General features: G+C 31.2%; 23 protein-coding genes and 1 tRNA gene. 11 read left to right on the plus strand and 13 right to left on the minus strand.

What is annotated here, in order from left to right; genetic code table 11:
* Nucleotides 1–332: 332 nt before the first annotated feature.
* Both ybeY and ACHRVZ_RS08070 read right to left on the minus strand, forming a co-directional pair.
* Nucleotides 333–752, minus strand: coding sequence for an rRNA maturation RNase YbeY (gene ybeY, locus ACHRVZ_RS08065; RefSeq protein WP_395421775.1), 420 nt, complete (start codon nucleotides 750–752; stop codon nucleotides 333–335).
* On the minus strand, nucleotides 749–4,114 hold the full coding sequence (locus ACHRVZ_RS08070; protein ID WP_395421776.1) for a hypothetical protein: 3,366 nt from the start codon (nucleotides 4,112–4,114) through the stop codon (nucleotides 749–751). Before ACHRVZ_RS08070 ends, ybeY begins: the two co-directional genes overlap by 4 nt.
* Before the next feature lie 262 nt (nucleotides 4,115–4,376).
* Between ACHRVZ_RS08070 and gltX the strand changes: the two genes are divergently transcribed.
* Nucleotides 4,377–5,882 (plus strand): glutamate--tRNA ligase, encoded by a 1,506-nt coding sequence (gene gltX, locus ACHRVZ_RS08075; protein ID WP_395421778.1) that lies wholly within the window; start codon nucleotides 4,377–4,379, stop codon nucleotides 5,880–5,882.
* Nucleotides 5,883–6,017: 135 nt separating this feature from the next.
* The gene (locus ACHRVZ_RS08080; protein WP_395421779.1) at nucleotides 6,018–7,001 is read left to right on the plus strand and encodes an SPFH domain-containing protein; all 984 of its coding nucleotides are present in this window, start codon (nucleotides 6,018–6,020) and stop codon (nucleotides 6,999–7,001) included.
* A 20-nt stretch (nucleotides 7,002–7,021) separates the two neighbouring features.
* Here ACHRVZ_RS08080 and ACHRVZ_RS08085 read toward each other — a convergent pair whose 3' ends face one another.
* From ACHRVZ_RS08085 to ACHRVZ_RS08105, 5 genes are all read right to left on the minus strand, one after another.
* A complete protein-coding gene (locus tag ACHRVZ_RS08085) occupies nucleotides 7,022–7,276 on the minus strand; it encodes a DUF6327 family protein (protein WP_395421780.1) in 255 nt (84 codons plus the stop codon).
* Nucleotides 7,277–7,278: 2 nt separating this feature from the next.
* Nucleotides 7,279–7,629 carry a competence protein gene (locus ACHRVZ_RS08090; protein WP_395421781.1) on the minus strand — a complete coding sequence of 117 codons (351 nt, stop codon included), beginning with the start codon at nucleotides 7,627–7,629 and terminating at the stop codon, nucleotides 7,279–7,281.
* Nucleotides 7,630–7,761: 132 nt separating this feature from the next.
* Nucleotides 7,762–8,088 (minus strand): YtxH domain-containing protein, encoded by a 327-nt coding sequence (locus ACHRVZ_RS08095; protein WP_395421782.1) that lies wholly within the window; start codon nucleotides 8,086–8,088, stop codon nucleotides 7,762–7,764.
* 91 nt (nucleotides 8,089–8,179) lie between these two features.
* Nucleotides 8,180–8,659 carry a hypothetical protein gene (locus ACHRVZ_RS08100; protein WP_395421784.1) on the minus strand — a complete coding sequence of 160 codons (480 nt, stop codon included), beginning with the start codon at nucleotides 8,657–8,659 and terminating at the stop codon, nucleotides 8,180–8,182.
* 912 nt (nucleotides 8,660–9,571) lie between these two features.
* A complete protein-coding gene (locus ACHRVZ_RS08105) occupies nucleotides 9,572–11,689 on the minus strand; it encodes a glutamine--tRNA ligase/YqeY domain fusion protein (RefSeq protein ID WP_395421785.1) in 2,118 nt (705 codons plus the stop codon).
* Nucleotides 11,690–11,796: 107 nt separating this feature from the next.
* Between ACHRVZ_RS08105 and folB the strand changes: the two genes are divergently transcribed.
* Both folB and ACHRVZ_RS08115 read left to right on the plus strand, forming a co-directional pair.
* Nucleotides 11,797–12,156, plus strand: coding sequence for a dihydroneopterin aldolase (gene folB / locus ACHRVZ_RS08110; RefSeq protein WP_395421786.1), 360 nt, complete (start codon nucleotides 11,797–11,799; stop codon nucleotides 12,154–12,156).
* A 94-nt stretch (nucleotides 12,157–12,250) separates the two neighbouring features.
* Nucleotides 12,251–12,321, plus strand: a tRNA-Cys gene (locus ACHRVZ_RS08115).
* A gap of 197 nt (nucleotides 12,322–12,518) precedes the next feature.
* Here ACHRVZ_RS08115 and ACHRVZ_RS08120 read toward each other — a convergent pair.
* The 4 genes from ACHRVZ_RS08120 to rnr are packed head-to-tail and all read right to left on the minus strand — an operon-like array spanning nucleotide 12,519 to nucleotide 16,872.
* Nucleotides 12,519–13,277, minus strand: a complete 759-nt coding sequence (locus tag ACHRVZ_RS08120) for a hypothetical protein (RefSeq protein ID WP_395421788.1) — start codon at nucleotides 13,275–13,277, stop codon at nucleotides 12,519–12,521.
* 26 nt (nucleotides 13,278–13,303) lie between these two features.
* A complete protein-coding gene (locus ACHRVZ_RS08125; protein WP_395421790.1) occupies nucleotides 13,304–13,984 on the minus strand; it encodes a LysE family translocator in 681 nt (226 codons plus the stop codon).
* 14 nt (nucleotides 13,985–13,998) lie between these two features.
* Nucleotides 13,999–14,667 carry a head GIN domain-containing protein gene (locus tag ACHRVZ_RS08130; RefSeq protein WP_395421791.1) on the minus strand — a complete coding sequence of 223 codons (669 nt, stop codon included), beginning with the start codon at nucleotides 14,665–14,667 and terminating at the stop codon, nucleotides 13,999–14,001.
* A 24-nt stretch (nucleotides 14,668–14,691) separates the two neighbouring features.
* Nucleotides 14,692–16,872 (minus strand): ribonuclease R, encoded by a 2,181-nt coding sequence (gene rnr, locus ACHRVZ_RS08135; RefSeq protein WP_395421792.1) that lies wholly within the window; start codon nucleotides 16,870–16,872, stop codon nucleotides 14,692–14,694.
* A gap of 198 nt (nucleotides 16,873–17,070) precedes the next feature.
* On the opposite strand from rnr, the gene ACHRVZ_RS08140 reads away from it, so the two are divergent.
* On the plus strand, nucleotides 17,071–17,304 hold the full coding sequence (locus ACHRVZ_RS08140; RefSeq protein WP_041520453.1) for a putative signal transducing protein: 234 nt from the start codon (nucleotides 17,071–17,073) through the stop codon (nucleotides 17,302–17,304).
* Nucleotides 17,305–18,213: 909 nt separating this feature from the next.
* Entirely contained in the window at nucleotides 18,214–18,645 is a 432-nt protein-coding gene (gene rpiB / locus ACHRVZ_RS08145) for a ribose 5-phosphate isomerase B (RefSeq protein ID WP_041520454.1), read from the plus strand.
* Nucleotides 18,646–18,792: 147 nt separating this feature from the next.
* On the opposite strand, the gene ACHRVZ_RS08150 is transcribed toward rpiB, so the two are convergent.
* Nucleotides 18,793–19,062, minus strand: a complete 270-nt coding sequence (locus ACHRVZ_RS08150; protein ID WP_395421793.1) for a DUF1294 domain-containing protein — start codon at nucleotides 19,060–19,062, stop codon at nucleotides 18,793–18,795.
* A gap of 116 nt (nucleotides 19,063–19,178) precedes the next feature.
* Here ACHRVZ_RS08150 and ACHRVZ_RS08155 point away from each other — a divergent pair, with 116 nt between their 5' ends.
* A complete protein-coding gene (locus ACHRVZ_RS08155) occupies nucleotides 19,179–21,302 on the plus strand; it encodes a Tex family protein (RefSeq protein WP_395421794.1) in 2,124 nt (707 codons plus the stop codon).
* Nucleotides 21,303–21,368: 66 nt separating this feature from the next.
* On the opposite strand, the gene ACHRVZ_RS08160 is transcribed toward ACHRVZ_RS08155, so the two are convergent.
* Nucleotides 21,369–21,548, minus strand: coding sequence for a twin-arginine translocase TatA/TatE family subunit (locus ACHRVZ_RS08160; RefSeq protein WP_140504057.1), 180 nt, complete (start codon nucleotides 21,546–21,548; stop codon nucleotides 21,369–21,371).
* A 211-nt stretch (nucleotides 21,549–21,759) separates the two neighbouring features.
* Here ACHRVZ_RS08160 and ACHRVZ_RS08165 point away from each other — a divergent pair, with 211 nt between their 5' ends.
* From ACHRVZ_RS08165 to ACHRVZ_RS08180, 4 genes are all read left to right on the plus strand, one after another.
* On the plus strand, nucleotides 21,760–22,260 hold the full coding sequence (locus ACHRVZ_RS08165; RefSeq protein ID WP_395421795.1) for a peptidase: 501 nt from the start codon (nucleotides 21,760–21,762) through the stop codon (nucleotides 22,258–22,260).
* 11 nt (nucleotides 22,261–22,271) lie between these two features.
* Nucleotides 22,272–23,756, plus strand: coding sequence for a GH3 auxin-responsive promoter family protein (locus ACHRVZ_RS08170; RefSeq protein ID WP_395421796.1), 1,485 nt, complete (start codon nucleotides 22,272–22,274; stop codon nucleotides 23,754–23,756).
* Between the two features lie 6 nt (nucleotides 23,757–23,762).
* On the plus strand, nucleotides 23,763–24,152 hold the full coding sequence (locus tag ACHRVZ_RS08175) for a hypothetical protein (RefSeq protein ID WP_395421797.1): 390 nt from the start codon (nucleotides 23,763–23,765) through the stop codon (nucleotides 24,150–24,152).
* 118 nt (nucleotides 24,153–24,270) lie between these two features.
* The gene (locus tag ACHRVZ_RS08180) at nucleotides 24,271–25,950 is read left to right on the plus strand and encodes a DUF6909 family protein (RefSeq protein ID WP_395421798.1); all 1,680 of its coding nucleotides are present in this window, start codon (nucleotides 24,271–24,273) and stop codon (nucleotides 25,948–25,950) included.
* The last annotated feature ends 4 nt before the right edge of the window (nucleotides 25,951–25,954 follow it).

Consider the following 25,954-nt stretch of genomic DNA (forward strand, 5'->3'; position numbering starts at 1 on the left):
AACCGTTTAAGGCGGTTCTCAGAATTACTTTTTTAATTCTTTTGTTCCACGTGGAACGCTATATTTTTGTTTCAAGCTAAAAGTTTCAAGCTAAAAGTTCCACGTGGAACAACTATTGCTTTAATCTAAAATTTGAAGCCAAAGTCAGAATATTTCACGTGAAACATTTCGCTAACTTATTTTTATTCGAAATCAAACATCACTTGTTCCACGTGAAACACTTTAAGAAATATTGTTTCAAATTACATATGTTTCACGTGGAACGATTTGAAATAAACACAAATTCAACATCAAACACAAAACCTAAAACAATGAAAGTTCTAACGAGATACCTACTGTTCCACGTGAAACATGGAGATTTTCTCATCTTCTTTTGAACGCATCAAATCAGCATCTGCATCTGATTTGTCTTTATATCCACAGTAATGTAATATCCCGTGAGCAAGAACACGCTTCAATTCTTCTTCAAAAGAAACATCAAAATCTTTCGCATTATCTTCTACTCTCTCAACAGAAACAAATATATCTCCGTTTAATTCATTACCAACTGTATAATCAAAACTGATAATATCTGTTAGTGTATCGTGATCTAGATATTCTACATTTATCTTATGAAGATATTCATCGTCACAAAAAATGTAATTTATCTCTCCTTCGTTCTTGCCTTCAGAAACAATTACAGCGCTTAACCAATCTGCAAACGCTTGCTCATTATCTAAAGTAAATTCGGTTTCGTAATTAAAATTGATCATTTTGTATTAAAATATTCTTGAACCTTTTGATTAAAATTCGAGCGCAAAGGTAGTGATTGTCTGTTTAAAATCTCTACACTGTTTAAATAATCCAGCAATGAGTTTGGCAACGCATTAGTTCTGTTAGAAAACTCAGCTTTATTAGTTTCAGATTGACGCTTAGTATCTTGTCCTTGCTGTTGAACTGCATTGTTTAATTTCAACAATTCCTGCTGAATATTCAGTATACGTTGCAAGTTCTCATTTTTAAAACCTTTATTCAAAAGTTGTTTTTCAGACGCTTTCATCTGTTCTATAACAGATCTTCCTTGAGAATCTAAACCTTGTTTTGCTAACTCTTTCTGTAATGCTTCACGAAGTTTTACTTGTTCTTTGTAAATTTCCATAATGGCTTCAGCATCTCCTTCACCATCATTTCCATCTTTACCATCATTTCCTTTTCCTCCGTTTTTGTTTCCTTCACCATTTTTACCTTGATTATCTTTTCCTTGACCAGATTTTCCCTGTTTACCTTCTCCAGATTTCTCACCCCGCTTATCACCAGGTTTATCCCCAGACTTCATTCCCTCCTTCATTTTGTCAGCTAATCCTTTTTGCTTTTGAATAATATCTGGCAATTGCATTCCTTGTCCATCACCTGGTTTTGGTTTTCCTGCTCCTGGTTTAGACATCGACATCTGCATATTATTCAATAAATCACTTAAAAAATCAGCTAACTTATTCGCAGAAGAAACTGCATATTGCTGGTGCGAAACTCCTTTAGGAACCTGAACATCGCTTAAAGTTTCAATAGCTTTATCAATATTGTACTGCACATTTCCAATTTCCTTTGTTACCTCTTCAGCAACTTTTGGATTACGAAGAGACAATGCAAACAAACTATCATCAACATGTTTAAACTGTTGTTTTAAATTTTGCTGTACTTTTATATTCTTTGTAAATGCCGAAGAACCTAATTTCATTGTTTTAAATTGTTTCATCACATCTTCCTGAGATAATGAATAAGCTAAAAGATTATCTAAAACCTGACGAAGCATTGCAACATCTTCCTCTAATTGCTCCTGCTCTCCACCTTCCATACTTGAATCCATTTGCTCAGCCATACTTTTCATTTTCTTAGCTGCACTTTTTTGCTTTGGCTTAGCCGAAGATGAATTCTTTTTACTCAATTCTTCAGAGGCTTTTTGCAAATCATTCTTCAAATCCTTTTCTTTTGAAGCATCATTTGGAATGTCTAAAGGAGATTTTAATGATTTATTTTCCTCTTTCAAATCCTTCAAATCTTCCTGAATTTTATCAAAAGCTTTATTAATATCGTCTTGTTTGTCCTGTGTATTTTCTTTTTCTTTATTCGAAAGTTGCTCTTGTTGGTCTGCTAACTTCTTCAATTTATCTGCAACTTGTTCTGCTTTTTTAGAAACATAAAAGCGTTTGGTTAGTTCAACCAATTGCTCCAAATTACGAGATTGGTTCTTGCTGATCTGTTTGAATTTTTCCATCTTATCAAACAAATCTTCACTATTCAATTTGTCATTTAAGTTCTTCAATTCATCCATCAACTTCTGATTCTTTTCCAAATCCTTTTCGGCATTATCCAGACGTTTTTGCAAATCATCAGCAGTTTTATCTTTCTTTTCAGATTGAAATTTATCCAGATTCTTATTCATTTTCTCAGCAAACTGTTTCATCATTTCGTCTTGTTGTTTCTGACGTTTGATAAAATCGTTTACTTTTTGCTGATCTTTAAACTCTAAATTATCTTTCTCTTTTCCTGCTTTCTGGATTTTATCCATTTCAGAAAATTGTTTGCTTTGATTCTTTAAAGATTTTTCTAAACTATTAATATTCGCATTTTGTTGTTGCAATTCTAAATCATGAATCTCATCTGTAGTCGAAACACGATCAGAAAACACAGAAGATTTTGTACTCTTAAATCCATGAGGCGCATCATTATCAAAAACTTCAAAATAATATTCATACGATACCCCTTCTTCAACAGCAAGATTACTTGGAAAATTAAAAACGAACTGATCAAATACTCCAGCCTTAACTGGTATTGTTCCACGTTTGGCAGTATTAGGTTTATTATGTTCATAGTACACAACTTGCAATTTGGATAAACCATAATCGTCACCCAATCTACCCAAAACATAATTCTTATCAAGCTTCAAACTATCCGGTGCAGGTGCAACATTTATGGTTGGATGCTGATCTTTGATAACAGAAAGCTGATAATCTAGTTTTTCGTAGTTTTTAACCTTATTATTAGAGGTAAGAATTTGATAATCTGTATTTTGACTGATATTTTTAGCCAATTTAAACTCATTTTCAGCCTTATTGAATTTATAAGTTGAATTATCGTCTTTCCAAACAATTTCCTGAGTCGATTGCGTATTCATTTTCCAGGTTACCAAAGTTCCTTCTGGTACAATTGCATTTCCAGTTCCTTGAATTGTTTCCGATTTCTTTTTTAGATAAGATGGAAAATTCAAAACCATTTCGAAGTTCGCAATTGAAGGAACTGTGATTACTTTCAGTTCAAATTCTTCAGATGAAACCGAATTTCCTTCAAAAGAAAATTGAACATTTGATACTGGTTTTTCAATCTTGAATTCAAACTTTCCAGGTTGAGACGATTCCATAAAATAACTTTCATTACCAATATGAATCATTACATTTTCAGGAACCACTTTCCCAACTGATTCCATCTTGATAATAAAATCTTTGTTTTGTTCCGTTTGCAAATTCTGATTTAAAACAACAAATTTAAAAGGTGCCGGTGGTAAAAATGTAGCATTAAAATGTACAACTCTATTTAAACTTTGAGAAATAATATTACTATTTCCAGAAATATAAAACACCGCAAAAAGTAAAATTGGAATAATTGCTAAAGGCAAATACTTCTTATTGTTTTTAAAATTAATAGCATTCCCAAATGGAACTGGTTGTAATGAATTTGCTTTTTGCTTTATTGAAGCTAACATCAACTCTGAACTTTCTATCGAATTCTCAGACGCTGAAAGTTGCAAAAAGTTCGTAAGCTTATCACTTACTTCTGTAAAATGATTTCCAATTATAGTTGAAGCTTGATTATAATCAATTCCTTTTTGAAGTTTGAACAACTTAAAAATCGGAAACAAAATAAATCGAAACAAAAGAAAAACTTCGACTCCTATAAAAATCCAAAACAATAACGTTCTTCCGAATGGTTTTAACCAAAGGAAATACTCAATAAAAAGCGTGAACAAGAAATACAATAATCCGAAACCAATAAAAAGAAGTCCTCCTTTTATCAATTCGTTCGTATAATATTTCTTTATAAATGCTTCTAATTTTAGATATATAGCAGACGTTGTTTTCAAAATGAATCTCTTTTATTTATAACCTATAAAAGTACTAATTTTAATTAGATAATGATTAATTAGAAAATTAGTCAATTAAGCTACAAACAGGGCATTATCTAATTAGAAAATTGAGCTACAGGAAAACATTATCCACTTAAACTTCTCGTATAATTAAATAATGTTAATTAAAAAATTAAGCCAAAAACAAGACAATTATCTAATTGAACACATTTTCTAATTCTCTAATTAGAATTGTATCTTTGCATCAAAATTTAAACAAATGTCAAAGCAAGTTCGTGTGCGTTTTGCACCAAGTCCAACAGGACCTTTACATATTGGCGGAGTTCGTACTGCCCTATTTAATTATTTATTTGCCAAAAAAAACAATGGTGTTTTTTATTTAAGAATTGAAGATACAGATCAGACTCGTTTTGTTCCTGGAGCCGAAGCTTATATTATGGAAGCACTTGAATGGTTAGGAATTTCTCCTGATGAAACTGTTGGTAAGAATGAAAAATTTGGTCCGTACAGACAAAGTGATCGTAAAGATTTATACCAAACTTATGCTGATCAGTTGATCAATTCTGGTTGGGCATATTATGCTTTTGATACTCCGGAAGCTCTTGATGCTTTGAGAAAAGAACAAGAAGCGGAAGGAAAAACATTTATTTACAATCATACCATTCGTGAAAAGTTAGATACTTCTCTGGTAATTTCTGTTGAAGAAGTTGCTAAAAGAATTGCAAATGGAGAACATTATGTAATCCGTTTTAAAACTCCGGTTGATGAAACTTTACACTTAAAAGATATTATTCGTGGTGATGTAAAATTCGAAACGAATCTTTTAGATGATAAAGTATTATTTAAAAGTGACGGAATGCCAACCTACCATTTAGCCAATATTGTGGATGATCATTTGATGGAAACTTCACACGTAATTCGCGGTGAAGAATGGTTGCCATCGATGCCACTTCACGTTTTATTATACAGGGCTTTTGGTTGGGAAGCCCCGGAATTTGCACATTTACCTTTGATTTTAAAACCTGTTGGTAACGGAAAATTATCTAAAAGAGATGGAGATAAATTAGGATTTCCTGTGTTTCCATTAGAATGGAAAACCGAAGAAGGAATTTCATCTGGATATAGAGAGAAAGGATTTTTCCCTGAAGCAGTTGTAAACTTCCTTGCTCTTCTAGGTTGGAATGATGGAACTGATAAAGAATTATTTTCATTAGAAGAATTAGTTGAATCTTTTGACTTGAACAGAGTTCATAAATCTGGAGCTAAATTTGATCCTGAGAAAAACAAATGGTTCAATCACCAATATTTAATCAAACAAAATAATGAAGATTTAGCGAAAAGCTTCTCTCCTATTTTGGTAGAAAAAGGCTTCTCTCCTTCACTTGAACTGACAACAAGAATTGTTTCATTGATTAAAGAAAGAGCTCATTTTGTTTCTGAATTTTGGGATTTGACTGATTTCTTTTTCCAGGCTCCAACATCATATGATGAAAAAGCAAGTAAAAACTGGAAAGAAGAAACTCCAACTTTAATGCAGGAATTGATTTCGGTTCTGGAAAATATCGAAGATTTTACTTCTGTAAATATTGAAACCATCGTAAAAGACTGGTTGACTAAAAACGAAATTGGAATGGGTAAAGTTATGCAACCTTTCCGTTTGAGCTTGGTTGGAGCTCTTAAAGGCCCTCACCTATTTGACATCGTTGAAATCATTGGAAAAGAAGAAACTATTTCAAGAATTCAGAAAGCAATAGCAACTCTTTAATCAAAAAATTATAAATAATTTAAGCGCTAAGACCCATTGATAAAATGTTCTTAGCGTTTTTTTTATGTTTTAAAAATTTGAAATTGGCAGAATTTTCGTAATTTACCAGATCATAAAAACTAAATCAATATCATTATGGGTACAGCATTTATTATTATTATAGTCATTGCACTATTTATTTTAATGTCATCTTTTTTTACTGTCAAACAACAATCTTCTGTAATTATAGAAAGATTTGGGAAATTTCACAGCGTGAGAAATTCAGGATTACAATTAAAAATTCCAGTGGTTGACAGATTAGCCGGACGCGTGAATCTTAAAATTCAACAGTTAGATGTTATCATCGAAACCAAAACTAAAGACAACGTTTTTATTAAAATGAAAGTTTCGGTTCAGTTTAAAGTTATTCAGGAAAAAGTGTATGATGCCTTTTATAAACTAGAATATCCACACGATCAAATTACAGCTTATGTTTTTGATGTTGTTCGTGCCGAAGTTCCTAAACTAAAATTGGATGATGTTTTTGAAAGAAAAGATGATATCGCAATTGCAGTAAAAAGAGAATTAAACGAAGCAATGACAACTTACGGATATGACATTATCAATACTTTGGTTACTGATATTGATCCGGACATTCAGGTAAAAAATGCAATGAACAGAATCAATGCTGCTGATAGAGAAAAAACGGCTGCTGAATTTGAAGCTGAAAGTTCAAGAATTAGAATTGTTGCAAAAGCAAAAGCTGAAGCTGAAAGTAAACGCTTACAAGGTCAAGGTATTGCAGATCAACGTCGTGAAATTGCAAGAGGTTTAGTAGAAAGTGTTGAAGTTTTGAATAATGTTGGAATCAATTCTCAAGAAGCTTCGGCTCTAATTGTAGTAACTCAGCATTATGATACTTTACAAGCTATTGGTGCTGATGCAAATTCTAACTTAATTTTGTTACCAAATTCACCTCAAGCCGGAAGTGATATGTTGAATAATATGGTTGCATCATTTACTGCATCAAATCAAGTTGGTGAAATGATGAAGAAAAACAATAAAAAAATTGTGAAACCAAAACCTATTGAACCACAATCTGGTTATGAAGATGATACTCAACCAGAAACACACCAATAATTATAAAATAAAAAAGAGGCTTAATTGCCTCTTTTTTTATTGATAAACCAACCGATTATATACGGTAAAATAGATTGCAAAATCTGTGGATAGGATTTTGAAATGTATTCTTTATAAGAAGAAAAAAATCCGCTTACTATATTTTGCGGTGTTATAGATTCTTTAGTTTTCTGAAAACTTAAAACTAATTTCTGATAATTAATGTCTTTCTCCAATTTCAAGATTTCCAAATCTCTTTCGATTTCAGCGTATGATGAGTATTTTTTAGTTTCCATAATTAATCGTTAAAAAAGATTTCTGAAAATTTCTCTAAAATCGGACCTTCAACAAATTTATCTTTAATAAAGAAAAGTAAAATCGTAACTACAAGATAGATTCCTCCTACTGTTAAAAATCCTAAAGTATAACTTCCGAATAAACTACTGAAAGCAAAACCTGCAGCAACTGATCCGAAAAGTAAAACCATACTCAAACCAAGTAAGATTAAAGTAAACTTAAAAATCAAAGTTGTTGATTTCATCGCAACCTTAAAACCCCAAAGTTTATAGTAAGCCATGTGACTATCCAAATAAACCTTTGCCTGATCTTGAATATTTTCAGTATTTTCTTTTAATTCTTCAAAAGCCATAATTGTAATTTTAATTAAAAAAAGAAGCACAAAACACGCGGATTCAATTTTTGCATTTTGATTATTTTAAAAGTAATTAAAATAATCCGGGCAATCATCAAAATCAAAGCGAGCTTTGTGCTTTCTCTATTTTTATTTTTGAAGTTTCGCGTTTTGTGCTTTTAAATCAGCCAGTTTAGCTTCTAAAAAACTAATCACTTCTTCCGTTTTATAACTCATATTTGAGAGTAACTCATTGTAAGTTCCATCTAGATTTCCTTTTGCATGGGCAAACTTTTCACGTAGAACTTCTGAACTTGCTGAAAGCGAATCCTTCAAATTATGTGTTGCATCATCTAAACCTTCCTTAAGTTTAGCACGAGTTTTAGATCCTTTGTCAGGAGCAAATAAAATTCCGATCGCTGCACCAGCGGCTGCAGCGCCCAAAATAGCTGCTACAGTATTTAAGTTCTTAGACATAATATTTTATTTTAAATGATTAATAAAGATACTCTTTTTTTAAATTATAAAATACTGGCGTAATGTTATTTAATAAAAATTAACACTAAATTTAATACGCATATGCTACAGCTTCATACTTTCCATCTGCTTTTTCAACAATGCTAACAAACGGATATCCATTTGAAGCAGATTGCGTTTTTATTCTCAAAGCAGTGTGGTTTTGGTTTGCAATTGGCGGTTCTCCTTTTGTATTTGTCGAGACACCAGAAAAATTAGCCACTTGTTTCAGACCTATTGTCTTGTCCTGAGATAAAACTGTTACGAATTTATAATCTGATTTTGAATCAACTATAACTTTATCAGATATTTTTTGAGTTTGATTTGTTTGTTTATTGGTTAATTTCGAAACTGCATACTTGCTAATTTTATGTTCTTCAGAACTTCCGTTTAAAGAATAATAAATCATGTCTTTCTCTGCTTTAATAAAATTAACATCAAGTTGTTCACCATTATGTTTGGTAATTTGATGTGTTTGAGAAAATGCGATATTAGCAAATAAAATTCCTAGCGTTAAAATGAAATTTTTCATAAGTAAATAAATTTTAAATTTTTAAATTGTTCATAGCCAAAAAATGAAATTCAAAATTTGAAACTATCAGCAAAAAATAATTCTATGATATTTAACATTATGAAATCATCTTGAAAAAATACTTTCACGCTTTTAGTATTATCAAAATCAAATCACAATAAAAATTAGAACATAAAACGATTATCAAGAATCTATAATTAGAATTAAAACTAAAATCAAAAATGATACATTTTTATACTTTAGAAAACTCAGACGAGATTCTTAACCTAAATTTCAAATTATTGAAAAAATTACTTTTCATATTTGACCTTTTGATAAATATAGCAACTTTATAAACAATTGTATGTTAACAACCCGTTAAACTACTAAAAACGACGTTAAAAATTAAAATAAAGCCTGAAAAACAACAATAATTCAAAAAACGATTAATGTCATGGAAGAAATAAAAAAATAGCTTAAAATTGATTTATGAAGGTTGTTTTTAATCTAAAATATCTATTAAAATATAATAATTAATAGTTTTTATATATTATAACGAAAAACAATAAATTATTATAAAACTATATTTAAACCTTATTTAATTAAAATGCTCAAAAATTGTAAAAATTGAAAATTACAACTCGAAACTTAAAAATTAAAATCAAATCAAGCTGATTTCAACTTTATAAACAATTGCATGTTAACAAGGCAAAAAACAAGATAATTTAAGGTCTAAAATTAAAATAAAAGCTTCTAATAAACGATTTTTTAAAAGATGATTAATGAGGTGGAAGAAATGAAAAAATAGCTTAAATTTAAGTTATAGCGGTCACTTTTAATATAAAAAATCTATAAATTTTAAATTATTAATAGAAAATATAAATAATAAAAAAAGCGCTTATAAAAAGCGCTTTTCAATAGATTATAATGATATTATTTTTTTACCATTTCGGCAAGAATTTCAATTTCTCTCTCCGATGCATTTTTTGGAGGATTTGAATATAATTTCAAAATATCCTCTTCAAACTGATTTCTTAAATTTTCGTTTTCTAAATCTCTTAAATTTAAAAGTGCTTTCGATCGAACATAAGTCGACTCACTTCTAAGAGACATAGTATATAATTTTTTAATATCGTCTGCATCAAAATCTGCAGATTTCAAATGTGAATATTTCAAAATAAACTGAGCAAATAACAACGAACCTTTGTTATTGTTAATATTCTTCTTTAATGAATTTTGTAATAAAGAAAAACTAGAAACATTTTTGATGCTCTCCCCTATTGCGCTTTCAATTGCAATACGTTCTGGTTTAGTTTCTACTTTAAAATATTTATTAATATCTTTTAAAGAATTATTGATACTGTTTTCTTCTTTTTTTCCTTTTTCTTCCCAAGCATCTTTCAATCCAACAGTTTTGTTAAAGACTAATTTTGAAGGAGTTGAATCTTTATCAACAGTAAAATAACCCAAACGTTGAAACTGAAATTTATCTTCATTTTGAGCTGTTGATAAACTTGGTTCGACAAAACCTTTTATAATTTCTAATGAATTTGGATTCACAAAATCTAAGAAATTTTTCTCCTTATAACTGTCCGGAGCTTCATCTGTAAACAAACGATCGTACATACGAACTTCTGCTTCAACAGCGTGAGAGATAGAAACCCAATGCAATGTTCCAGACACTTTTCTTTGGCTTGCTTCTGTCCCACTTCCGCTCAAAGAATCGGTATCATACGTTACATGAATCTCTGTAATATTTCCTTCAGCATCTTTTACAACACTTTCACCTTTAATGATATAAGCATTTTTAAGACGAACTTCTTTTCCCAAAGTCAAACGGAAAAACTTCGCCGGAGCTTCTTCTAAAAAGTCTTCTCTTTCAATATATAATTCACGAGAAAAAGGTACTTTTCTGAATCCTGCATTTTCATCTTCCTGATTATTTTCAGCTTCAAGCCACTCTTCTTTTCCTTCTGGATAATTAGTAATTATCACTTTTACCGGATCTAAAACTGCCATTACACGAGGTGCAATTTTGTTTAAATCTTCACGAATACAAAACTCTAAAACTGATATATTAATCAAATTATCACGTTTTGCAATTCCGGTTGTATTAGCGAAATTACGCAATGAAGCAGCAGTAAAACCTCTTCTTCTTAAGCCCGAAATAGTTGACATTCTAGGATCATCCCAACCATTAACATGCTTTTCTTTAACTAGTTGCTGTAACTTTCTTTTACTAACAACAGTATGAGATAAGTTACGTCTTGCAAATTCTCTTTGTTTTGGACGTAGTTTATTTTCGTCTAAAATTTGGTCTAAAAACCAATCGTATAATTCTCTGTGAGGCAAAAATTCAAGTGTACAAAATGAATGTGAAATTTCTTCTAAATAATCACTTTGTCCGTGTGCCCAATCGTACATTGGATAAATCTTCCAGGCATCTCCGGTTCTATGATGTTCTCTATGTAAAATTCTATACATAATAGGATCACGCATCAACATATTAGTCGATTTCATGTCTATTTTTGCACGAAGAATATGAGTTCCAGCCTCAAATTCACCGCTTTTCATTCTTTCGAATAAATCTAAATTTTCTTCTACAGAACGGTTTCTGTACGGACTATCGGTTCCAGTTGTAGACGGAGTTCCTTTTTGAATGGCCATATCTTCAGAAGACTGACTATCAACATATGCTTTATTATTTTTAATTAATAAAACTGCCCAATCGTATAATTGCTGAAAATAATCAGAAGCATAACGTTCCTCGGCCCAAGTATATCCAAGCCATTCAACATCTTTTTTAATTGCGTCAACAAATTCCTGTTCTTCTTTTTCAGGGTTTGTATCATCAAAACGTAAATTGACAGGAGATTGATAATCAATCCCTAAACCAAAATTTAACGCAATAGCACTTGCATGCCCAATGTGTAAATAACCATTTGGTTCTGGTGGAAAACGAAAATGAAGTTTACTTTGTGAAAGACCTGATTTTAAATCTTCTTCTATGATTTGTTCAATAAAATTGAGTGATTTCTCTTCTGATGCCATTATTTTATAGTAATTTTAGCAAAGATAAAAAAAAGGTTTCAGGTTTCAGGTTTAAAGTTATTTAAGTGGCGCTAAACCTGAAACTTTAAACTTGAAATAACAAGAAAATGGGAGTTATAAAACTAAAAAACATTCGAACTTTTTCATACCACGGATGTTTAATTGAAGAAGGAAAAATTGGATCTGACTATACTGTAGATCTAAAAATTAAAGCTAATTTACAGCAATCTGCACAAACAGATCAATTAGCTGACACAGTAGATTATGTACATTTGAACAAAATTGTTGAAGAAGAAATGGCAGTTCGTTCGCATTTATTAGAACATGTGGCCAAAAGAATCAATATTCGTGTTCTTGCCGAAATAGAAAGTGTAGAAAAAACGACTGTTTGGGTTTCTAAAATAAATCCTCCTATTGGTGGTGATGTTGAAACAGTTACTATAAAAATGACGGAAATTAGAAAGTAATTTTTTATAAAAAAAAGTAAAATTTTTAAAATACTTCATTTTAAAGTTTTGAAATTTAAAGATTTTAGTTACTTTTGCCATCCGTTCAAGCAATGGCGTCGTGGCCGAGCGGCTAGGCTGGGCTCTGCAAAAGCTCCTACTCCGGTTCGAATCCGGACGATGCCTCTAAAACCTCTAAAGAAATTTAGAGGTTTTTTTATGATTAATTTTTAGAAAAAATTAGATAAAGAGTTACGTTCGAACACGTTTAAAACGTAAAAACCTCCAAATTGCTTTGGAGGTTTTTTTATGATAAATTCTTAAAAAAGTTTAATTAAAAATATATGTTCAAAAGCGGGCAATTTCAAAAAATCTTATGAAAATTACTTTTTTTCCTCCGTAGATAAATATGATATAGAATTAAAAGAAATAGTTATAACTTCATTTTCTTTCCATTTAACCCAGCCATCATAGTTTACGTTTTTATCGAAAAAAAATTCTCTTCCTGGTAATTTTACAAATTTAATCCAATCACCCTTGTATTCACTGACTATAAAAGGCAAATAATCTGTATTGTTAACTTGTTTATAAATTACTTTACCATTCGGTTTATCATAGATTATTAGCTTATCAGAAACGATACTAATAGCATTAAGCAGAATTGTTTCCCAAGTTTCAAAAACAAACCACTTTGAATTATAATTTGAATTAGAATAACCAACAAAATCTTTTTGTTTTAAGTAATAAACGCTTTTCTTGTCTCTTTTTATAAAAGCTTCTTCACCAGATACTTCATTTAAAATTACTTTGAAATACTGTTTTGAACTATCAACAACCCTAAATACTAATTGAGGAAAATGTTTATATACATGCTTTTTAGAATCTTCATATGAATCTCCTTCAAAAATTATATAAGGCTTTAATTTTAAATTAGTTACAAATTGAAGTACTCCAGATTCATCTTTTTTAAATTTTAAAATGTCTATCGGAATATTGTCATTCTGATTTTTATATAAGGGAAGAGGATTTTCGGTATTTGAATGTAAAAATCCAATTCCTAATTTTTTTATATCCTTTTCTTGTCCAGTAGATTTAATAAAAAAGAGTAAAAAAAGAATTTTAAAAAGTAAAGTTCTACACATATAATAACTTTTTTAAACAATCAATCCTACTTCTTCTCCATTTTTTCGAAAGCATTTTTAACCATTTCTTTTTCTTTAGGAAACCAGCCTTGAATGATTAAAACAAAACCAAAAACCATTAAAACAATACTAATTCCTTTTTTGATTTTTAGAATATTAGTTGGTGTCATTTTAGATTTTAATTGCTTAGCTAATAGTATTTTAATACAATCTACTACTAAATAAGTTATAATAACTGCTGTAAAAAAAGTAAACATTCTTGAGTTTTGCATCTCTAATTTTGGTCCGATAGAAATGATAACTGCCAACCAAAAACCTAGAACACCAATGTTGATAACGTTCAATAAAAAACCTTTTACAAACAAACTTGCATAGTTTCTTTTAATAATATCGCGATCAATTTCTTCGTCATTAATTTTTTCTTCTTTTTTTAATTTCACAAAAGAAATTATACCGTACGCCAGCATTATAATTCCACCAAAAATAAAAAGTGCGGGTTTATCTTTTAAACTCTGAATGAGTCTGTAACTTCCTAAATAAGCAATTGCTATAAAAAAAACATCACCTAATACTACACCAAGATCAAAGACTAATGCAGCTCTGAATCCTTTTGTAATACTGGTTTCTAATAGTACAAAAAATACCGGACCTACCATAAAACTTAAAAAAAGTCCCCATGGCAGTCCAGCCAAAATATCATTTATCATTCAAATACGATTTCTTATTTTACTTCTTCAATTTTTCCTCCAAAAACCGTTTTTTGATTAATTTGTTTCGGTTTTCCGTAAATGTAAATAGAGCCTCCTGCGCTCACTTTTGCATCTACAAGGGTAGAAGCATTCACATCTGCTTTTCCACCCGCAGAAACGCTTACAGTAGTTTGAGAAGTGTTTAATTTACTTGCCAGAAGATATCCTCCCGCTCCTAAACTTGCAACTTGATTTTCTGCTTTACCTGCTAGCGTTATTGAACCACCTGAAACAGAACTTACTTTTAGTTTATCAACATTCAAATTTACATCAATTGTTGCGCCTTCTTGCGCACTAACTTTAAAACTAGTTGCTTTTATAGCTTCTTTGCTGGTAACATTTGCACCTTCGTTTACATCTATAAGTTCTAAATGTTTGTAATACAAAGTAATATCCAAATCATTTCCTGATAATAGCTTTGGAAAAGGCATTCTTAATTTTAAAATTCCATTTTTATTAACAGCCTCAACTTCTGCTTCTCTTGCTCCTTTTATAACAACTTTATTTTCAGACGATTGAACTAATTTAACACTCAATTTGTCGTAAACTTTTACGGTATCAAAATCACCTAACTCTTTAGTAATCTGACCAAAAGACATTTGAACAAATAAAATTGCAGCTCCAATAATTAACTTTTTCATACTTTTATTTTTTAAATTTTACTTCTATTCTGCTCTTCTTAAAAAATGAAAATCTAATTGTTTTTTAACTAAATCGGCATTTTTTACTTTAACGTAAATTTCATCTCCTAATTGCAAAATACTGTTTGAAGTTGCTCCAACCAAAGCATATTGCTTTTCATCGAAAGTATAATAATCATCTTTTATTTCTCTGATTCTTACCATTCCTTCGCATTTGTTAGATACAATTTCAACATAAATTCCCCATTCTGTAACTCCCGAAATAACTCCCAAAAATTCTTCGTCCTGGTGATCCTGCATGTATTTAACCTGCATGTATTTAATACTATCACGCTCAGCATTTGTTGCTAGACCTTCCATATTTGAACAATGCAAACATTTTGTTTCGTATGTTTCTTCATCTACAGATTTACCTCCGTCAAGGTAATATTGCAGCAAACGGTGTACCATAACGTCTGGATAACGACGAATAGGCGATGTAAAATGGCTATAATAGTCAAAAGCTAATCCGTAATGGCCAATATTCTCTGTCGAATACTTTGCCTTGCTCATACTTCTAATCGCTAGCGTATCGATAAGATTCTGCTCTTTTTTACCATTCACTTCTTCCATTAAAGCATTCAATGATTTCGAAATATCACCTTTGTTTCTAAAATCAATTTTATAACCAAACTTAGCAATTACACTTGCCATAGCAATCAATTTGTCTTCGTTTGGCTCATCGTGAATTCTGTAAACAAATGTTTTCTTTTGTTTACCAATGTATTCAGCCACTTTTCTGTTGGCTAAAAGCATGAATTCTTCAATAAGATGATTGGCATCTTTTGAAACTTTAAAGTAAACTCCTTCTGGTTCTCCTTCAGCATCTAAATTGAATTTTACTTCGACTTTATCAAAAGAAATAGCGCCATTTGCCATTCTTTTCTTTCTTAAAATCTTAGCCAATTCATCTAATTTTAAAGTTGCCTGAGTAATTTCATCTGAAACAACATAAGATTCTCCAGTGATTGAAATATCAACCGGAATCGTATTGTCTTTTGTTTCAATGATATATTGCGCTTCTTCGTATGCAAATCGCTGATCTGAATAAATCACCGTTCTACCAAACCATTGGTTAATAACTTGTGCATTCTCTGAAACTTCGAATATTGCTGAGAATGTATATTTCTCTTCATTTGGTCGTAACGAACAGGCAAAATTAGATAAAACTTCAGGAAGCATTGGTACTACTCTATCGACTAAATAAACCGAAGTTGCACGTTGATATGCTTCATCATCAAGGATTGTTCCTTCTTCAAGATAATACGAAACATCGGCAATGTGAATTCCAATTTCGTAGTTTCCGTTCTCTAACTTTTTGAAAGACAAGGCATCATCAAAATCTTTTGCATCTTTTGGATCTATCGTGAATGTAAGTGTATCACGCATATCACGACGTTTTGCAATTTCAGATTCTTGTATTGAAGTATCAATTTTTTGAGCATATGCCTCTACTTCTACCGGAAAATCAGATGGTAAACCATATTCAGCTAAAATAGCATGAATCTCTGTATTGTGTTCTCCTGGTTTTCCTAAAACTCTGATTACAGATCCAAACGGACTATCAGCTCTTTTTGGCCAATCTTCGATGGTAACTAAAACAACATCACCATTTTCTGCTTCTCCAATTTTATCTTTTGGGATAAAAATATCAGTATACATTTTAGGGTTTGCTGTAGATACAAAAGCAAAATTTGCCTGAATATCAATAACTCCAACAAACTCAGTTTTATTTCTTTCTACAACTTCAATTACTTCACCTTCAGGTCTTTTACCTTTTCTTCTGTTATAAACGTAAACTTTTACTTTGTCTTTGTCTAAGGCACGATTTAGATTATTGGTTGGGATAAAAACATCTTCGGTAAAATCAGGACAAATAAAATAAGCCGTTTTTCGACTCGTCATATCGATTGTTCCTTCGTAGTAATCCTGACTAATTGCTTTTACTAAATATTTGCCAGGTTCAGATTCTATAATTTTCTTTGAAGCAGCCAGAATTTTTAAATCTTTTATAATCTCATTTCTGCTTTTTGTATCGTCAAGTTCAAGTTTTGCTCCTATTTGTTTGTAATTGAATGCTTTATTAGGGCTTTGCGATAAAATTTTTAATATTTTACTTGAGAAATCTTTCTCGTTTTTTATCGGCTTTCTAATTTTCTTACTCATATATCTTTTCTTAAAAAGTTAAAATTACAAATAAGATATCAGATTATAGATTTTAACAAATAAATTATTAAAAATATAACTTTCAGAAATAGATATATATTGATTTTCAAAGGTCATTTGTAATTAGCATGTTTAAAATAGTGTTAGCGAAAAATCTTTAGTAATACTCATTTCGTATCTTTATAAAAAAGACCCTTCATGGAAAGCTTTAAAACCATTGCAATATTCAATTATCAGCACGAAACTGTTGTTCTGAAACATTTATTAGAACAAGAAGAGATTCCTTATTTTTTTGAAAACGAAATGACACTTTCTGTTGTTCCAATGTACACTTCTGCGCTGGGTGGAATCAAACTCAAAGTTCATCCCAACGATTTCGAAGAAGTTCAGCAAATTCTGGACAATCTAAACAGTCCATTGAAAATCGTTTAAACCATTCTATTTTTTCAATTTCAAAAAATTAAATTTTCTTTTATTCTTTCAAAGTTGTCAACATATATTAAATACAACAAAAAGAAAAATTTAAATTAAATTAATTTTTGTTTGTTATTATAGCTTGTTAATATGTCATATAAATTTATTTTTAAAAGTATTGAAATGAAGTTTTGGTTACTTATCTTGAGTTATCAACATAGTTATATTTAGTTAAAGGATTAATTTTTAAGCTTTTTTAGATTTTAATTAACAATGGTTAACAACCAAAAATGAATTGATTTTGTAGATAACTTCATAACTCGGATTTTGTTGAAAATGGCATTTTTGATATTGATAACTTTTCTAAAAATTCATCAAACTTTATTAGGTTATTTCATTCCAGTTTTGGATTAGTTTTTTTTTTGACACAACCAAAAAAAACTTCTAATTTTCTATCTCAACTTATTAACAAATAATGTTAACTTAAAGTTAATTGAATATCAACGAATTAGGTTTTGCTATTAACAATATAAAATTTTAACAAAAACTATGATTATTATTTATTGATCCTCAGTTAATTATAGCGCTATAAAAATTGTTAATAACGTTAACTTTTTGATATAAAGTAAGTTAGAATTAGGTCTGTTTTCTGTATTAAAATGACTAAAACGAGAGTACTTTTTACTTTCAAAAGTAAACGAATTGCAATCTATATATATTGAATATTGGAGTATGTTATTAGAGTTTTTTCAGCAGGCAATGTTCATTAAATATAACTCTTTGTAAAAGTGAATTTTATGATTTTAAAATTAGGAAGTTTCGAAAGATAAAGTAGTATTGAACATTCCTAACTAAGTTTTTGATAATTCGTGTGTAGCTAAGAAATTCTTTAATTAAATTTGCACTACACAACTTAATAGTATTACAATGAAAATTTCAATAGGAAACGACCACGCAGGACCAGATTATAAAAAAGCAATCGTAGCGATGCTTAAAGCAAAAGGATATGAAGTAACCAATTACGGTACAGATTCTGAAGATTCTGTTGATTATCCAGATTATGGACATCCGGTGGCGAATGATGTGTCTGAAGGTAAGGCTGATTTTGGAATTGTAATCTGCGGAAGCGGAAACGGAATTGCAATGACTGTTAATAAACACCCGAAAGTAAGAGCAGGTTTATGTTGGACTAAAGAAATCGCTTATTTAACACGTTTACATAACGATGCAAATATTGTGAGTATTCCGGCGCGTTTTACTTCTATTCCTCAAGCTGTTGAAATTGTTGAAACATTTTTAACAACTGCTTTTGAAGGTGGAAGACACCAAAATAGAGTGAATAAAATTGCTTGTCAATAAGAGTTAAAAAATTGCGGGTGCTTCGCACCAATATAATATAAATAAGCCAGGCGAATTTTTAAAATTCATCTGGCTTATTGTTTAAAAATAATACTTTTATTTATTTGATATATAGGTATTTATAGAGTTGTTAACAATGTAATTGTTTTAAACTTTATGAGTCATTTTGAGATAAACCAATATTATCTGAATTAAAAAAATAAGAGTGAACTTGATAATAAATGAAGTTTTACTCGTTTTATGTCTAAAGAGTAACATTGCTAATAACAAACCTATTGTACCGCCAATAGCTTCCATGAAAAATAAGGTGTTTTCAGGAATTCTTCGTTTATTTTTTTTTGCTTGATATTTATCATATCCGGCAAGAACAAAAACGATGATATTTACAAATAAAAAATACAGTAATAAAACTTCCATTGGCTTAAAATTAAAAACAAAGATATTATTTTAGCGGAGTGATTGATTAATCTGTCTATGTTTTTAAAAGACAAATTATCTCATTTTGTAATCAAGAAATTATTTCATTAAAAAATATGACTAATATTCAATTTATTGCTAAAACTGTTCAAACAGCAGCAATTAACATTCAAAACACAGTAAAATTATTAGAGGAAGATTGTACGATTCCGTTTATCTCTCGTTACCGAAAAGATACAACAGGAAATCTGGATGAAGTTCAGATTGAGCAAATTGCAAAGCTTCAAAAAGATTATGAAGCAATTGTAAAACGTAAAGAAGCGGTTCTAAAATCAATTGAAGAACAAAAAGCGCTTACGCCTGAATTGAAACAAAAAATTGAACAAAGTTTTGATTTGCAAGAAATTGAAGATTTTTACCTTCCGTACAAAAAGAAGAAAAAAACAAAGGCTGATGTTGCGCGCGAATTTGGTTTAGAACCGTTGGCAAAAATAATCATGTCGGAAAATGACGTGGATATTGATTTTATTTCGACACAATATCTGAATGAAAATGTGATCAACGAAGAGGCAGCCATGCAGGGAGCACGAGATATAGTGGCGGAATGGATTAACGAGAATATTTATGTTCGTAAACAATTACGTAGATTATATCAGCGAAAAGCAACTATTGGAACCAAAGTAGTAAAAAAGAAAAGCGAGGAAGAAGGAGCACAAAAATTCAGTCAGTATTTTGATTGGGAAGAACCGTTGACAAAAGCGCCTTCACATAGATTATTAGCAATGCTTCGTGCTGAAAACGAAGGTTTTGTGAAAATGAAAGTTGATGTTGATATCGATGAAGCATATGATATTATTGATGAAATAATCATTAAAAAACAAAATAGTACAACGGCACATTTGCAATTAGCGATAGAAGACAGTTATAAACGGTTGTTGAATCCGGCGATTGGAAATGAATCTTTGCAAGAAGCCAAAGCCAAAGCTGATGCGAATTCTATTCAGGTTTTTGCGAACAATCTAGGTCAACTTTTATTAGCGCCGCCTTTGGGTGAAAAACGAATCTTGGCAATTGATCCCGGATTTAGAAGCGGTTGTAAAGTAGTTTGTCTGGATGAAAAAGGTGATTTGTTATACAACGAAACCATTTATCCACACGCGCCTCAAAATGAGGAAACAATGGCGATCAAAAAAATCCGTTCGATGGTAAACGCGTATCAAATTGATGCGATTTCTATCGGGAATGGAACTGCTTCCAGAGAAACCGAATTTTTCATCAAAAAAATAGCGTTCGATAAGCCATTGCAGGTTTTTATAGTTTCTGAGGCTGGAGCTTCGGTTTATTCTGCTTCAAAAATTGCGAGAGAAGAGTTTCCTAATTATGATGTGACAGTTCGTGGTTCGGTTTCTATTGGAAGACGACTTTCAGATCCTTTGGCCGAATTGGTTAAAATTGATCCTAAAGCAATTGGAGTAGGACAATACCAACATGATGTTGACCAAACGAAACTTAAAGAAGAATTAGATAATACAGTAATTCGTTGTGTGAACTCGGTTGGTATCAATATTAACACGGCGAGTAAACATTTGCTAAGTTATGTGAGTGGAATAGGAGAGAAGCTGGCCGAAAACATTGTTCAATATCGTTCAGAAAACGGTCCTTTTGAGGATAGAAAACAGTTAAAAAAAGTGCCTCGCTTAGGCGAGAAAGCATATCAGCAAGGTGCGGCTTTTATTAGAATTTCGAATGCTAAAAATCCGTTGGATAATTCAGCGGTGCATCCCGAAGCTTATTCGGTTGTTGAAAAGATGGCGAAAGATTTGAAACTTTCGGTAAACGACTTAATTGCCAATAAAGAGAAAACAGCGCTTATTAAGGCCGAAAACTATATTACACCTGAAATAGGTTTACTTACCCTAAAAGACATCATAAAAGAGCTTGAAAAGCCTGGATTAGACCCAAGAAAGTCGGCGAAGGTTTTTGAATTTGATGCAAATGTAAAATCAATCAAAGATTTGAAAACCGGAATGATTTTACCGGGAATTGTAAATAACATTACCAACTTTGGCTGTTTTGTTGACATCGGAATCAAAGAAAGCGGATTGGTTCATATTTCGCAGTTAAAAGCTGGTTTTGTGAGCGATGTAAATGAAGTGGTTAAACTTCATCAGCATGTTGATGTAAAAGTTACTGAGGTTGATGAAGACAGGAAGAGAATTCAGTTGACAATGGTACTTTAAATTATAAACAAAGAAAACCCCAAACTACATTTGTAATTTGGGGTTTTATACCAGTATATAAAATACTTATTTAGTTTCTTCCTCTTCTTTTTTGGCAGCAGCAGGTTGATCGTCTTTAGCAGCGTTTTTGAATTCTTTGATTCCGCTTCCTAAACCTTTCATTAATTCTGGAATTTTTTTACCTCCAAAAAGTAAAATAACAATACCTACTATTACAAGGATTTCTGTAAGACCTAATCTTCCCATGATTGTATATTTAATGCCGAAGCAAATTGTTTTTAGTTTACACCGCAAAGGTATATAGAAATATACGAACAAAAAGTGTTTTTGGATTAAAATATTGGATTCAGGCAACGTTAAATATTTTATAAAATCCTGAATTAAGTGTATTCGTTCATTTTTATCAGACGTTAACAAGACTATTAATTATTATATTTGCTCATATAAATAACCGCAAATGGCTGAAAAAAAGTTCAATTTCAGAAAAAAATTATTCATCAAAAACCGATTGGTAATTTTGAATGAAGATACTTTTGAAGAAATCTTTTCGTTCAAACTTAACTTAATGAACGTATTTGTAACGTTTATGTTAGGCGGGATATTTTTAATTCTGATTACCACATTTATCATTGCTTTTACTCCTCTACGAGAATTTATTCCTGGATATTCTTCTTCTGAATTAAAACGAAATGCGACAGAATTGGCCATAAAATCAGATTCGCTAGAAACAGCTTTAAAGAAAAATGAACTTTATATAAAAGGCATTCAAAAAGTACTGAGAGGCGAATTAGAATATGCAAAATTCAATAAAGATTCTATTTTAGCAGAAACGGATGAGTCTTCTGAAATAAATATGAAAGCCTCAGAAGAAGAAATAAAATTAAGAGAAGAAGTGACAAAAATGGAGAAGGAGTCGGGTGAAAAAGCCCGAAATAAAAACAAAAGTGACAAGAAATAATACCATAAAAAATGTCTATTAAATCAGTAGCAGCAAAATTATTTGCCAGTACAATATATTATCAAACAATGGCTTGGGCCAAAAAACCTATAGAAACTCAACAAGAAATTTTTAAGAGTTTGATCAATAGTGCAAAAGAAACCCAGTTTGGTATTGATCATCATTTTGATAAAATTAAGACAGTTCACGATTTCAAGAAACGTGTTCCAATTCGGGATTATGAAGATTTAAAACCTTATATCGACAAAGTTCGAATGGGCGAAAAAAATATTCTATGGAAAGGAAAACCACTTTATTTTGCAAAAACATCCGGAACTACCTCTGGCGCGAAGTATATTCCGCTGACCAAAGAGTCGATGCCTTATCATATAGAAGCTTCGCGAAATGCAATTCTTCACTATATATATGAAACCGGAAATGCCGATTTTGTTGATGGAAAAATGATTTTCTTGCAAGGAAGTCCGATTTTAGTTGAAAAGTACGGAATCAAATTTGGGAGATTATCCGGAATTGGGGCGCACTTTGTTCCAAAATACCTTCAAAAAAACCGAATGCCATCTTGGGAAACCAATTGTATCGAAGATTGGGAAACTAAAATTGATGCCATTGTCGAAGAAACAATTGAGCAGGATATGACCATTATTTCCGGAATTCCATCTTGGGTTCAAATGTATTTTGAGCGTTTACAGGAAAAAAGCGGTGGTAAAAAAATAGGAGATCTGTTCAAGAACTTTAATTTGTTTATTTACGGAGGCGTTAATTACGAACCGTATCGCGCCAAGTTCGAAAACATGATTGGCAGAAAAGTAGACAGCATTGAGTTGTTTCCTGCTTCTGAAGGATTTTTTGCTTATCAGGATTCGCAAAAAGTAAAAGGAATGTTGCTTTTATTGAATTCAGGAATTTTTTATGAGTTCATTAAAGCCGATGAATTTTTTGAATCAAATGCTAAAAGTTTGACAATTGGTGAAGTAGAAATTGGTGTAAATTATGCCTTGATTATCTCTACAAATGCAGGACTTTGGCGCTATAATATTGGTGATACTGTGCAGTTTACATCATTGTTTCCGCACAGAGTAATCGTTTCGGGCCGAATCAAGCATTATATTTCAGCTTTTGGAGAACACGTTATTGCAAACGAAGTCGAAAATGCAATGAAAGAAGCGACTGAAGGAACTAAAATTGTTATCAACGAATTTACTGTTGCGCCTCAAATAAACCCTTCAAGCGGATTGCCTTATCACGAATGGCTGGTTGAATTTGAAAATGAACCCGAAAATTTAGAAGCTTTTGGCGAAGCTATCGATGATTCTATGCGAAAGCAAAATATTTACTACGACGATTTAATTACCGGAAATGTGTTGAGAAAAGTGGTGGTAACCAAAGTTTCGAAAAACGGATTCCAGGATTATATGAAATCGCAAGGAAAATTAGGCGGACAGAATAAAATTCCGAGATTATCGAATAATAGAGATATTGCTGATAATTTGAAATAAAGTAAATTGGAAAATCATATACCTTACGAAAAGATTAGAAATCGAGAATGTGATTTTATAGTCGAATATCGTTTTTTTTCTGTAGAAGAAGGAGGCCGAAAAACTGGAAATCCTATTCAGGGCTATCGTTCAGATTTTATGTATTCAGATGATGAAAATATAAAAAAGTTGTGGATGATATGGCCAGAGTTTTTAGATAACGAAAATAATATCATTTTAGATAAATCCATACGTGTTTCAACTTCAGGAAAAGCAAAAATGTGGGTAATAAATGAAATAAATCAGGAGTTTCATAGAGAAAGAATTAAAGTAGGATTAAAAGGTTTTTTTATGGAAGGACCTCATAAAGTTGCGGAATGTAAGGTAATTCAAATTGTTAATCTTAGTTTAAAATAAATGTTATTAAATAATGACATGAATAGATTTGAATTGAATTGACATTTTAAATTCCTAATTTCGCTTAATAATATAGATATTACATCTTCTCAAAAAGAAGATTTTAAAATAAAATAGCATGAAAGAAACTAAAAATATATCAAGATCAAGAGCGCAGGAATCATCTGCAGCGATAGAAAAAATGTACATTACAATGCGTCACTTATTCAACCGTGGTTTTTATAAACCAATGGGAGTTTCTGGCGATAGTTTACGTGAATCATTATTGGCATTACGTCCGGAAATTTACGGAAATATAGGCGAAGAAAAAGTAGAACTAAACGGACTTTTGTACGTTATAGAGCGTTTACCGATAGGAATTGAGCAATGTCGTTTCATCAATTTAACTTCGGACGAAGGATATTCTAAATCGCATTTCCAGGCAATTGTTCCTCCAAAAAGAAGAAGAAATTGTTATAGAATCGACGAAGAACAAATGAATGTCGAAATCACTCGCGGGCGATCTGATATTTATGATATCCTGACGCATTTGACTTTTATTTTCATAGAATCTCATAAAATAAAAAACAGAGTTTTATTAGATGATGGCGGTGAAGTTTCGAGAGATTGGATGAAGTTGGAACAAGCTGTAATGCAGCCTAAAAAATTGCCTTTGGTAGAAAAAGAGAAAGCAATTTCGCATGTAGCCAATATTTTAGGACGTACGTTTGAGGAGGTTCTGGATATTTATGACGCTTTTGGATCTGAAAATGCTCCAGACCGTTTCTTGCACGTTATTTATTGGTTAGGAAAATTAGCGATCGAAGAAGTAATCGATAATAACAAAAGAACGATAACTTTTAGTCCAGTTTTAAGAGAACGTTTAGGACACCATATTCACGGTGAAATTTGGGCAACCAACATCAAGGAAGTTTTAAAAGCGAATAACCTTTTAAAGCGACCAATTCACGTTATAAGTGCAAACATGCACAGTGTAATGAATTCGATTTTTGCAACGCCGTTGTTGAAAACGAAATTTAAGGACAAATCTGATTTTTTCATTTATGAAGAATTAAGCAAGTCTGGTGCAAAAGATACTAGAAGCTTGGTAGAAGAACTGGCATTGAAAAACGGAATGATTTCGTTACCGGATACATCAGGAACAAATATTGACGTTCAGATTTTTGATACTGCAAAAATTGACTGGGCAAAAACTGCTTTTCCAAAGGCTGCTCTTGACGAAGCTAAACCGGTAATTATTGTAATGGATTATGCTTTTGGTGAGCAAGCTTATGAAACAATCGACGAACTTTTGAAACCTTTTAAGAAAGAAACTTTATTAGAAGTAAGATCTGTTTCGATTATGGGTAAAGCCGGAATTCTGGAAGGCGGAAAAGGAGATATTATGATTCCGACAGCACATATCAACGAAGGAACTGCTGATAACTATTACTTCGAAAATGAATTAACAGGCAAAATGTTTGAAGGAAATGACATTGCCGTTTTTGAAGGAGCGATGGTAACAGTTTTAGGAACATCATTACAAAATAGAGATTTATTGAAGTTTTTCCATGAATCAACCTGGGGAGTAATTGGTCTTGAGATGGAAGGTTCATATTACCAAAAAGCGATTCAGTCGGCATCAAAAATTAGAAAAAGTGTACCGCACGATATCAAAGTTCGTTATGCTTATTATGCTTCAGATAATCCTTTAGAAACAGGAAGCACACTTGCTTCAGGCGGATTGGGAACAACGGGTGTAAAACCAACATATTTGATTACTATTAAAATTTTAGAGCAAATTTTCAACGTAAAATAATTCC

The sequence above is a fragment of the Flavobacterium sp. FlaQc-57 genome (assembly GCF_044007395.1).
Lineage (GTDB): Bacteria > Bacteroidota > Bacteroidia > Flavobacteriales > Flavobacteriaceae > Flavobacterium.